Below are 12,081 nucleotides of genomic sequence, written 5' to 3' on the forward strand. Positions count from 1 at the left end.
TATAATGCGCCGCCTTTTGATTCTGCAGGAGTTACCCGGTGAAGCCACAAACTGATGAATACTGGATGCGTTATGCGCTGCAGCTGGCGCAGCGTGCCCGGGAGCAGGGTGAGGTGCCGGTCGGAGCCGTGCTGGTGCAGGGAGACAAGGTCATAGGCGAGGGCTGGAACCGGCCGATTGGCCAGTGCGATCCCACGGCACACGCGGAGATCATGGCGCTGCGCCAGGGCGGCAAAGTGCTGGATAACTATCGCCTGCTGGATACCACGCTCTATGTCACGCTGGAGCCGTGCGTCATGTGCGCCGGCGCCATGGTCCACAGCCGCATTACGCGCCTGGTCTACGGCGCAAAAGATGTAAAAACCGGCGCGGCCGGTTCGCTGCTGGATGTACTGGGGCACCCGGGGATGAACCATCAGATTGAGATTGCCTGCGGCGTGCTGGCGGAGGAGTGCGCCGGCATGCTGAGCGACTTTTTTCGTATGCGGCGCGAGCAGAAGCGCGCGCTGCGTCAGGCACAGCGCGCAAATTAGTTCATGGCAATTTTAGGCTCAACCGCCGGATAACCGGCGCCCAGCTCCGCTTCCAGCGCCGAACGCTGCGCCAGGCGGCGCTCCTGCTCCTGCAGATAGCCCACCAGGCTTAGCTGATATTTGCGGATATTCTCCACGTAGTTATACGCTTCATGCCCGCGCGCATAGCCATAAGTGGTTTGCGCGTAGTAGCGCTTCTGGCTGAGCATCGGCAGACGCAGCTTCACATCCGCCCAGCTGTCAGGGTTACCGCCCTGTTTTGCCGTCAGCCGGCGCACGTCGAGCATGTGCGCATATCCCATATTGTAGGCTGCCAGCGCAAACCAGATGCGCTCGTCATCAGGCACGCTCGCCGGCACTTTATCCATCATGCGCTGCAGATACTCACTGCCGCCGCGAATGCTCTGCTCCGGATCGAGCCGGTCATCAACGTTGAGACTATCCGCCGTGTTGCGCGTCAGCATCATCATGCCGCGCACGCCGGTGGGCGAGGTCGCCTGCGGATTCCAGTGCGACTCCTGATAGGAGATCGCCGCCAGCAGGCGCCAGTCCATGCTCGCCGCATATTTCTCAAACAGCGGTTTGATATCCGGCAGCGTATTGTCAATCGCGCGCAGGAAGGTGCGGGTATCAACATAATCAAACGTGCCAACGTGACCGAGATACTTCTCCTCCAGCCGCGCCATGGTGCCTTCTTCACCCATCTGGCTGTAGAAATCGAGCATGGCCGCGTTAAGGCTGCTGTCAGCATTGCGCGGCAGATACCAGGTCACCGGCTCTTCATCGGTAATATCAAAGGCTACCGCCAGCTGCGGATGAATACGCTGCAGCAGGCCCACGGTTACCGAGTCGCCTACCGTGTAGTCGAGCTTGCCGTCAGCCACCGCCTCCAGCAGCGCTTTCTGTCCCTGATCGGTGGCGATGGCCCAGTCGAGATCGGGATAGCTGTTGGCTTTTTCTGCCCGCAGCGTAGAGAGATAGGCTGAGCCGGACTGCACCACCAGACGGCCTTTCAGATCGCCCAGCGTGCGCGGACGCGGTTTATCGATACGGTAAACCAGCTGCTGCGACACCGAATAGTAGCTGGGGCCGGCCTGATAGTGCGCCAGACGCTCGCTGTTATAGATAAGCCCGGCGGCGAGCAGATCGGCTTTTCCGTCATCAAGGTCGTCAAACAGATCGCCCAGGCTGGGTCGCACAGTGACTTCCAGCCTGACGCCGAGGTAGTCTGCAAAGCGCTTTGCCAGCTCGTAATCCATGCCAGCCGGTGCCTGATTGACGGTGTAATAGGTCAGTGGCGAATTAACGGTGCTGATGCGCAACACACCGCGTGATTTGATCGCTGTCAGCGCGTCCCGATCGCCCCCGTACCAGGGGATTGCCGGCCACAGCGCCAGCGCCAGCAGCACGGTGATCAGACCGATAAACAGATAATTTAATTTTAGGCGTTTCAAATAGTTGTCTCTTAATGGCTCACAGGCCTCTGTCCTTTAAAGGCAGTATTGGTATTGTTTTTTACTCCCAGAGCGAGGGGCATTTTGCGCAACAAAGCGAAACAGGGCAACTCATATAGCAAGTTTTGCGCAAAATTCAGGCAAATCCCGTATGGCAGTTTTTCTGCGCAAACGGTTTCGTTACCCGCGCGCTTTCTCTATAATACCGCCCGTTTTCCCTGTTGCGCCCAATGAAGCGTCGCCCGGCGCTTCGAAGACGAGAGATCTTTAATGATGGAAATTCTGCGTGGTTCGCCCGCTCTGTCAGCATTTCGTGTAAACAAACTGCTGACCCGCTTTCAGAACGCTCATCTGCCGGTGAGTGATATTTACGCCGAGTATGTCCATTTTGCTGATGTTGCCGCACCGCTCAGCGCGGATGAACACGCCCGCCTGCAGCGTCTGCTGAAATATGGCCCTTCTCTCGCTGAACATGCGCCTCAAGGGCGTCTGCTGCTGGTTACGCCGCGTCCCGGCACTATCTCTCCCTGGTCATCGAAAGCCACGGACATTGCTCACAACTGCGATCTGCCGCAGGTTAAGCGCCTGGAGCGCGGCCTGGCGTTCTATGTTCAGGCGCCGCAGCTGACAGAAACGCAGTGGCAGCAGCTGGCTGGCCTGCTGCACGATCGCATGATGGAGTGCGTATTCAGCGATCTGCAGGCGGCAGAGCAGCTGTTTGCTCATCACGCGCCGCAGCCGCTGCAGAGCGTTGACGTGCTGGGAACCGGACGTCAGGCGCTGGAGCAGGCGAATAGCACGCTGGGCCTGGCGCTGGCGGATGACGAAATAGACTACCTGCTGGATGCCTTTACCCGTCTGGGTCGCAACCCCAACGACATTGAACTCTATATGTTTGCGCAGGCGAACTCAGAGCACTGTCGCCACAAAATTTTCAACGCTGACTGGATCATCGATGGCGAAAAACAGCCCAAATCGCTGTTTAAGATGATCAAAAATACGTTTGAGCAGCATCCCGATCACGTACTGTCAGCCTATAAAGATAACGCTGCCGTGATGGAAGGCTCGGAAGTTGGCCGCTTCTACGCTGATGCGCAGCAGGGCGAGTACGCTTTTCATCAGGAAGCCGCGCATATTCTGATGAAGGTAGAGACGCATAACCATCCAACCGCTATCTCTCCCTGGCCGGGTGCCGCCACCGGTTCAGGTGGTGAAATCCGCGATGAAGGCGCAACCGGGCGTGGCGCCAAACCGAAAGCGGGTCTGACCGGCTTTTCCGTTTCCAATCTGCGCATCCCGGGCTTTGAGCAGCCGTGGGAAGAGGATTTCGGCAAGCCGGAGCGTATTGTTACCGCACTGGATATCATGACCGAAGGCCCGCTGGGCGGCGCAGCGTTTAACAATGAATTTGGCCGTCCGGCGCTGAACGGTTATTTCCGCACCTATGAAGAGCAGGTTAACAGCCACAACGGCGTTGAACTGCGCGGCTACCATAAGCCGATCATGCTGGCAGGCGGTATTGGCAATATTCGTGCGGATCACGTGCAGAAAGGCGAGATCGTCGTGGGCGCCAAACTGATTGTGCTGGGCGGGCCGGCGATGAATATCGGCCTCGGCGGCGGTGCGGCCTCATCCATGGCCTCCGGTCAGTCCGATGCCGACCTCGATTTTGCCTCAGTGCAGCGCGACAACCCGGAAATGGAGCGCCGCTGTCAGGAAGTGATCGACCGCTGCTGGCAGCTGGGCGAAGCCAACCCGATTCTGTTTATTCACGACGTCGGCGCAGGCGGTCTCTCTAACGCCATGCCTGAGCTGGTCAGTGATGGCGGACGCGGTGGTAACTTCAATCTGCGCGACATTCTCAGCGATGAGCCGGGCATGAGCCCGCTGGAAGTGTGGTGTAACGAGTCGCAGGAGCGCTATGTGCTGGCCGTTGCGCCAGAGAAGCTGGCGCTGTTTGATGAGCTGTGCCAGCGCGAGCGCGCCCCTTACGCGGTAATTGGCGAGGCGACTGAAGAGCAGCACCTCTCGCTGAGCGACAGCCATTTTGACAACAAGCCTATCGACATGCCGCTGGATGTTCTGCTGGGCAAAACGCCAAAAATGACGCGCGACGTCACGCGGCAGCAGGCAAAAGGCGACGCGCTGCAGCGTAACGGCATCACGATTGCGGATGCGGTTAACCGCGTGCTGCATCTGCCCACGGTGGCTGAGAAAACGTTTCTTATCACCATCGGCGACCGTTCCGTGACCGGCATGGTGGCGCGCGATCAGATGGTGGGGCCGTGGCAGATCCCGGTGGCAAACTGCGCCGTGACCACGGCCAGCCTCGACAGCTATCACGGCGAAGCTTTCGCCCTGGGCGAACGCGCCCCGGTCGCGCTGCTCGATTTTGCCGCCTCCGGGCGTCTGGCGGTAGGCGAAGCGCTCACTAACCTGGCCGCTACCGCGATTGGTTCACTGAAGCGCGTGAAGCTTTCTGCGAACTGGATGGCAGCAGCCGGACATCCGGGTGAGGATGCCGGCCTTTACGAAGCGGTCAAAGCCGTTGGCGAAGAGCTCTGCCCGGCGCTGGGGATCACTATCCCGGTCGGCAAAGACTCCATGTCGATGAAAACCCGCTGGCAGCAGGGCAATGAAGAGCGCGAAATGACCTCGCCGCTCTCGCTGGTGATCACCGCGTTTGCGCGCGTGGAAGATGTCCGGCGTACCGTAACGCCGCAGCTGCAGGCGGAGCAGGATAACCTGCTGCTGCTGGTGGACCTCGGTAACGGTGCCAACACGCTGGGCGCAACCGCGCTGTCGCAGGTCTATCGTCAGCTGGGCGATAAGCCGGCTGACGTGCGCGATGCCGCACAGCTGGCGGGCTTCTTCAACGCTATCCAGACGCTGGTCAGCGAACAGAAGCTGCTGGCTTACCACGACCGTTCCGACGGCGGGCTGCTGGTGACGCTGGCGGAGATGGCCTTTACCGGCCACTGCGGTATTGAGGCGGATATCGCCGCGCTGGGCAGCGATGCGCTGGCGGCGCTGTTCACCGAAGAACTGGGTGCGGTGCTGCAGATTAAAGAGGCCGATCTGGCGGCGGTAGAGAAGGTGTTTGCTGACCACGGTCTGCGCAGCGTGCTGCACGTGATTGGCAAGGCGCTGCCGGGCGACCGTTTTGTGATCCGCGCCGGCGAGCATCCGGTCTACAGCGAAAGCCGCACGACGCTGCGTACCTGGTGGGCCGAAACCACCTGGCAGATGCAGCGCCTGCGTGATAATCCGGCCTGTGCCGATCAGGAGCATGAGGCGAAGCAAAACGACAGCGATCCGGGCCTGAACGCTCAGCTGACCTTCCGGCCGGAAGAGGATGTGGCTGCGCCGATGATCGCCACCGGCGTGCGCCCGCGCATCGCCGTGCTGCGCGAGCAGGGCGTCAACTCACACGTTGAGATGGCGGTAGCCTTCCATCGCGCCGGCTTTACCGCTGTGGATGTGCACATGAGCGATCTGCTGGCGGGACGTCGCGGCCTGGAGGAGTTCCATGCGCTGGTGGCGTGCGGTGGCTTCTCTTACGGCGACGTGCTGGGTGCCGGCGAAGGCTGGGCAAAATCGATTCTGTTTAACGGGCGCGTGCGCGACGAGTTTGAAAACTTCTTCCATCGTCCACAGACGCTGGCGCTGGGGGTCTGCAACGGCTGTCAGATGATGTCAAACCTGCGCGAAGTGATCCCCGGCAGCGAGCTGTGGCCGCGTTTTGTCCGCAATCAGTCTGAGCGCTTTGAAGCGCGTTTCAGCCTGGTGGAAGTGGCGGCCAGTCCGTCGCTGCTGCTGGAGGGGATGGCGGGTTCGCGCATGCCGATTGCGGTATCACACGGTGAAGGCTTTGTTGAAGTGCGCGACGGCGCCCATCTGGCGGCGCTGGAAGCAAAAGGCCTGGTGGCACTGCGCTTCACGGATAACTTCGGTAAAGTGACCGAAAGCTATCCGGCTAACCCGAACGGCTCGCCAAACGGTATCACGGCGGTCACCAACGAAAGCGGTCGCGTTACGATCATGATGCCGCATCCGGAGCGCGTCTTCCGTACCGTCAGCAACTCCTGGCATCCGGCAGAGTGGGGCGAAGACAGCCCGTGGATGCGCATTTTCCGTAATGCGCGTAAGCAGCTGGGCTAATCTGCGTTTCACAGCAGGTGCCTGTAAACAGTAAAAAAAGCCGCCGCAGTAAAGGGCGGCTTTTTTATCTGACGCAGACGACTGTCGCTCAATTCTGACAAATCGCCTGCCGCACTGTCTCTTTCTGGAGACACTTAACTCTTTGATTTATATTAATCGGAAAAATCCAGGCTAAATGCGTCGCTAAGCAGAGACACTTTCATGTGGTCAGCAGCTCACGGCTACCTGCCGGGCGCAGCGCGGCTATGGCGTCACTCTGATAAATAAAGAGTTTTAAAAAGTGGCACGATAGTTGCTATAATCAGGACGTGGCTCATTCGCCTGTCTGTGATTGCCCCGTAATTTACGGCAGAGCTCACAGAACCCTGAATGACGCACCAAACGGAGCCTGCCGTCCACCTGACCGATAATCGTCTGCATTGCAGCGTTATCAAGCACCGGACGTAACGTTGAGTTAGGCTCCACCTTTTCTGAGCGGCAGACCTTCGGGTCTGCCGTTTGCATTTCCGGCTTTCTAAGCGCGCCAGAGTTAGCTAGCATGCCTGCAGCACACTTTTTACGAGAGCGCGGCAGTATGAGATGGCGTCCGTTTCCCCGATCCCTGCGACAACTGGTTCTGATGGCCTTTTTACTGGTGCTGCTGCCGCTGCTGGTGCTGGCGTGGCAGGCGTGGGAAAGCCTCTCTGCGCTCAGTAATCAGGCGGCAGACACCAATCGCAACACCTTTACCGACGTGCGGCGCAGCGAGGCGATGGCCCGCACCGCCCTGGAGCTTGAGCGCAGCTATCGTCAATATTGCGTACTCGGTGATGCTGCGCTGGTCAGACTCTATACCACCCAGTGGACCCGCTACGGGCAGATGCTGAACAGCCATGCGGCCAGCCTGCCGGAACTGCCCACGTTTACCCTGCTGCGCAGTACGCTGCCGCAGCTCGCCACGGCCGCCTGCGAAAACGGCAATCCTTCAGCATCCGGTGCCGCCGCGCTGGAGCGCTTTTCTGACGCTAACGCGCGTATGGTGCAGGCGACGCGCGACGTGGTGTTTTCCCGCGGGCTGCAGCTGCAGCGCGATATCGCCGAGCGCGGTCAGTTCTTTGGCTGGCAGGCGCTGATCCTGTTCCTGGTTACGCTGATGCTGGTGCTGCTGTTTACCGGCATGATTATCGGGCCGGTAAAGCGCGTGGAGCGGATGATCAACCGGCTGGGGGAAGGGCAGTCGCTGGAAAATAACGTCAGCTTTCGCGGACCGCGTGAGCTGCGCTCGCTGGGACAGCGTATTGCCTGGCTTAGCGAACGGCTGAGCTGGCTGGAGGCGCAGCGACATGAATTTTTACGTCATCTTTCACACGAGCTGAAAACGCCGCTCGCCAGCCTGCGCGAAGGCACAGAGCTGCTGGCCGATGGCATTGCCGGGCCGCTCAACGCAGAGCAGCAGGAGATCGTCGCTATTCTCGACAGCAGCAGTCGCCATCTGCAGCGCCTGATTGAGCAGCTGCTGGATTACAACCGCAAGCTGAACGAGATGCCGCTTACTCCGGAGCCGGTCGCGCTGGATGCGATCGTGGCGGCTGTCACCCACGTGCATTCGCTGCCTGCCAGCGCCCGGCGAATAAAAACGCACGTTGATCTGCAGGCCACCCGCTGTCTGGCGGAAGCGACGCTGCTGGAGCGCGTTATCGATAACCTCTACTCGAACGCCGTGAACTATGGTCGTGAATCCGGTAACATCTGGCTGCACAGCCGGCAAAAAGGCGACCGGGTGTGGATTGACGTGGCGAATAGCGGTACCCCGATTCCGCCAGAGGAGCAGGCGATGATCTTCGAACCTTTCTATCAGGGCAGCCAGCAGCGGCAGGGGCCCGTAAAAGGCAGCGGCCTGGGCCTGAGCATTGCAAAAGATTGTCTGCGTCGCATGCAGGGAGACCTGCAGCTGGTCAGTCACAAAGAGGCAGATGTCTGTTTCCGCATTATTTTACCCGCCGGTGCCAGGAAACCTGAACTATGAAACGCCTTATCAGACAAGCTCTTCTGAGCGTACTTATTTTGAGCGGCGTGAGCGCCTGCCAGCCTCATGCGGTGCCCATGCCCCAGCGTGAGCATATCAGCGTCACAGAACCCGATACCCGGCTGCCGGACTACCTTACCACCGCTTGCCAGAACGTATGGCCTGCTGAAACCGCAGCGGCGGTAAACAATCCGCTTTACTGGCAGCGAGCGATTGACTGCAGCGAACGGTTTTCGGCGGCGGAAGCCCGCGCGGAGGCCCGCCGCTGGCCGGTGCAGAGCTGGGCGCGCGCCTTCAAGCAGGGCATTCTGCTGGCGAACGGTAACGTTACGCCGGTTGAGCGCCGTCAGTATATCGCCACGCTCGACAGCTACAGCGCAGACTTTCCCGCAACGGTGCGTCCGCTGATCCAGCTGTGGCGCAGTAACCAGGCTGCACAGCTGGAGCTGAGCGAGGCGCGCAGCCGCTACAGCGCGCTGCAGCAGAGTCACGATAGCGAACTGGATGCCCTGCGCCATCAGCAGGCCCGGCTGCACCAGGCGCTGAACGAAACCCAGCGCAAACTGGAGCGGCTGACTGACATAGAGCGCCAGCTTTCGTCGCGTAAAGCGCCGGACAGCAGCGACAGCCCGCACGCCGGGGATGAAAGCCGGGAGGAGCAGCCATGAGTGCACGTGCCCGTTTACTGCTGGTAGATGATGACCCTGGCCTGCTCAGGCTGCTCGGGATGCGTCTCAGCAGTGAAGGTTTTCAGGTCGTTACTGCCGCCAGCGGGGCTGAGGCGCTGCGTCAGCTGCAGAAAGAGCCAGCGGATGTGGTCATCAGCGATCTGCGTATGGATGAGATGGACGGGCTGGCGCTGTTTGGCGAAATTCAGCGGCGTCACGCCGGGCTGCCGGTTATTATCCTGACCGCGCACGGCTCCATACCCGATGCGGTTTCTGCCACGCAGCAGGGGGTATTCAGCTTTCTCACCAAGCCCGTGGATCGCGATGCGCTGTATAAAGCGATCGATGAGGCGCTGGCGCTGCGTGCACCGGTCAGTGACGACCGGTGGCGCGAAGCGATTGTCACCCGGAATCCCCTGATGCAGCGGCTGCTGGAGCAGGCGCATATGGTGGCGCAGTCGGACGTCTCCATACTGATTAACGGTCAGAGCGGCACCGGGAAAGAGGTGCTGGCACAGGCAATCCATGCTGCCAGTCCGCGCGCGGCAAAACCCTTTATCGCCATTAACTGCGGCGCACTGCCGGAGCAGCTGCTGGAGTCAGAGCTGTTTGGCCACGCGCGCGGCGCATTTACCGGCGCGGTCAGCGCGCGCGAAGGATTATTTCAGGCAGCAGAGGGCGGCACGCTGTTTCTGGATGAGATTGGCGATATGCCTCCGGCGCTGCAGATCAAACTGCTGCGCGTGCTGCAGGAGCGCAAAGTGCGTCCGCTGGGCAGTAACCGGGATGTGGAGATCAACGTACGTATCCTTTCTGCCACCCATCGCGACCTGCCAAAAGCGATGGAGAAAAAGAGTTTTCGGGAAGATCTCTACTACCGGCTCAATGTGGTGAATCTTAAACTTCCGGCGCTGCACGAGCGTGCTGAAGATATTCCGCTGCTGGCTAACCATTTACTGCGTCAGGCCGCCGGACGCCACAAGCCATTCGTCCGCAGCTTCTCTGCCGGTGCAATGAAGCGGCTGGTCAGCGCCAGCTGGCCGGGTAATGTCCGTCAGCTGGTTAACGTCATTGAGCAGTGCGTTGCGCTGAGCGTTGCACCCGTGATTGGTGAAGCGCTGGTAGAGCAGGCGCTGTCGGGCGAGAACACCGCGCTGCCTACCTTTGCGGAAGCGCGCAACCAGTTTGAGCTGAACTATCTGCGCAAGCTGCTGCAGATGACCAAAGGCAACGTTACTCACGCTGCGCGTCTTGCTGGACGTAACCGTACCGAGTTCTATAAGCTGCTGTCTCGTCATGAGCTGGACGCCAGCGACTTTAAAGAGTAGTTTGCCGCGCCACAGGCGCCGTTAGCGATATATACTTTCTGTTATCCGTCCGTCATGGAGGGAGCGAAAAAGGGATCTGCGATGAAAAAGATCGATGCAATTATTAAACCATTCAAACTTGATGATGTGCGTGAAGCGCTGGCGGAAGTCGGCATCACCGGGATGACGGTGAGCGAAGTTAAAGGGTTTGGACGCCAGAAAGGTCACACCGAGCTCTATCGTGGTGCCGAATATATGGTCGATTTTCTGCCCAAGGTAAAAATCGAGATGGTTGTCGGGGATGACATCGTCGATACCTGCGTGGAAACCATCATGAAAACGGCGCAGACCGGCAAAATCGGCGACGGTAAAATTTTCGTATTTGACGTGGCGCGCGTGGTGCGTATCCGCACCGGCGAAGAGGATGAGGAGGCGATTTAATCCTCTGTCCGGCGCCACAGTAAAAGCCTGCCTGCCGCAGGCTTTTTTATTGCCGCAGTTACAGCACTTTGTGCGGGCCAAAAACCTCATAGTGAATGCGTGCGGTATCGACGCCTGCATCCAGCAGCTGGCGAGCGACAAACTGCATAAACGGCAGCGGCCCGCAGAGCCAGAACGCGCGGTCCGGCTGGTTCAGCTCCGCTGACACGCAGGCCAGATCCATTACGCCCGCTGCATCATACCGGCCGGCATCGTCGCTGGCAGGCTGGCGATACCAGACGTGGCTGCGAAAGTGCGGCAGGGTGGCGCCCAGCGCGGCAACTTCCCGCGCAAAGGCGTGCTGCGCGCCATTTTCAGCCGCGTGCAGCCAGGTCACAGCTGCCGGATGCTGCTGCTGCGCCAGCACTGCGAGCATCGCTAACATCGGCGTCTGGCCGACGCCCGCTGAGATCAGCGTCACCGGCGTCGCTGGTGTGGTCTGCAGCACGACGTCACCCGCCGGCGCGCTGCACTGCACAATATTTCCCACCCGGGCGCAGTCGTGCAGCCAGCCCGACACGGTGCCGTGCGCTTCACGTTTGACAGCAATACGGTAGGCTTTGCCGTCAGGCGCGTGCGTCAGCGAGTACTGGCGATGCTGCATAAACCCGTTTTCTGTCAGACGCAGGCTGAGCGTCAGATATTGCCCCGGCAGAAAACCGGCCACCGGCTGCCCGTCATTGGGAACCAGCTCCAGACTGGTAATCACGCTGCTTTCCGGCGTGATGCGGCGGATACGAAAGTCACGCAGGCCGCGCCAGCCACCGCTCTTCTGCTCAGATGCCTGATAGATAGCTTCTTCACGCTCAATAAAGACCTGCGCCAGCAGCGCATACGCTTTACCCCAGGCCGTAAGTACCTCATCGCCCGGATTGAGCTGTTCTTTGATGGTGGCCAGCAGCGTGGCGCCTACCAGATCATACTGTTCAGGCCGGATATTCAGGCTGGCGTGCTTCTGCGCAATTTTCTCGACCGCCGGCAGCAGCGCTGGTAAATCCTCCAGATGGGTGGCGTAAGCGCAAATCGCATTAAACAGGGCTTCACGCTGATCGCCGCTGCGCTGATTGTTCATGTTAAACACATTTTTCAGTTCAGGATGATCGTTCAGCAGTTTGTGGTAAAAACAGCCGGTAAGAGCGGGTCCCATTTTTGCAATAGCGGGCACGGAAGATTTAATGGTCGCGATAGTCTGAGCGTCGAGCATGGTGTGTTCCTCAGCGGATAATTTAAAAGATGTATTTTAAATGCATCTTATGCCGCGCACGTCCGGCTGTAAACCGGCAGCAGCGGCTTTTAGCGCGAACCGGGTACGCATTCCGGGCGGTTTACGCTTACCGTCCGTCAATCCATGTCTTTTTTCTGCGTGCAGCTGAAGCGTAAAAAAGGCGTTCCAGCGGTATGCCAATCGTTTGCGTAAAAAGAGCGCCCTGGCGCTATCGTCCCCTGGCAAAACCGTTTACACTGTTGGCCTTC

The 12,081-nt window shown here is 59.5% G+C and carries 8 protein-coding genes; 6 read left to right on the forward strand and 2 right to left on the reverse strand.

Annotated features, from left to right (window positions below; translation table 11 throughout):
• The first annotated feature begins 38 nt into the window (after positions 1-38).
• Entirely contained in the window at positions 39-533 is a 495-nt protein-coding gene (tadA, locus tag AC2CF9_RS13840) for a tRNA adenosine(34) deaminase TadA (protein ID WP_150018143.1), read from the forward strand.
• Here the strand turns inward: tadA and mltF are convergent.
• Positions 530-1,987, reverse strand: a complete 1,458-nt coding sequence (gene mltF / locus AC2CF9_RS13845; RefSeq protein WP_150018144.1) for a membrane-bound lytic murein transglycosylase MltF — start codon at positions 1,985-1,987, stop codon at positions 530-532. The genes tadA and mltF overlap by 4 nt on opposite strands.
• 270 nt (positions 1,988-2,257) lie before the next feature.
• Between mltF and purL the strand changes: the two genes are divergently transcribed.
• The 5 genes from purL to glnB all read left to right on the forward strand — a co-directional run bounded on the left by purL (position 2,258) and on the right by glnB (position 10,569).
• Positions 2,258-6,148 carry a phosphoribosylformylglycinamidine synthase gene (gene purL, locus AC2CF9_RS13850; RefSeq protein WP_484557266.1) on the forward strand — a complete coding sequence of 1,297 codons (3,891 nt, stop codon included), beginning with the start codon at positions 2,258-2,260 and terminating at the stop codon, positions 6,146-6,148.
• 574 nt (positions 6,149-6,722) lie between these two features.
• A complete protein-coding gene (locus tag AC2CF9_RS13855; protein ID WP_484557267.1) occupies positions 6,723-8,153 on the forward strand; it encodes a sensor histidine kinase in 1,431 nt (476 codons plus the stop codon).
• On the forward strand, positions 8,150-8,821 hold the full coding sequence (gene qseG / locus AC2CF9_RS13860; protein ID WP_150018146.1) for a two-component system QseEF-associated lipoprotein QseG: 672 nt from the start codon (positions 8,150-8,152) through the stop codon (positions 8,819-8,821). The genes AC2CF9_RS13855 and qseG overlap by 4 nt, the downstream gene beginning before the upstream one ends.
• Complete coding sequence (gene glrR / locus AC2CF9_RS13865; RefSeq protein ID WP_484557268.1) at positions 8,818-10,149, forward strand: two-component system response regulator GlrR; 1,332 nt, start codon at positions 8,818-8,820, stop codon at positions 10,147-10,149. The genes qseG and glrR overlap by 4 nt, the downstream gene beginning before the upstream one ends.
• 81 nt (positions 10,150-10,230) lie before the next feature.
• Entirely contained in the window at positions 10,231-10,569 is a 339-nt protein-coding gene (gene glnB / locus AC2CF9_RS13870; RefSeq protein ID WP_007886217.1) for a nitrogen regulatory protein P-II, read from the forward strand.
• A 58-nt stretch (positions 10,570-10,627) separates the two neighbouring features.
• Here glnB and hmpA read toward each other — a convergent pair whose 3' ends face one another.
• On the reverse strand, positions 10,628-11,812 hold the full coding sequence (hmpA, locus tag AC2CF9_RS13875) for an NO-inducible flavohemoprotein (RefSeq protein WP_484557269.1): 1,185 nt from the start codon (positions 11,810-11,812) through the stop codon (positions 10,628-10,630).
• Positions 11,813-12,081 lie beyond the last annotated feature (269 nt).

This window comes from Pantoea sp. SYBGC1 (genome assembly GCF_057197005.1).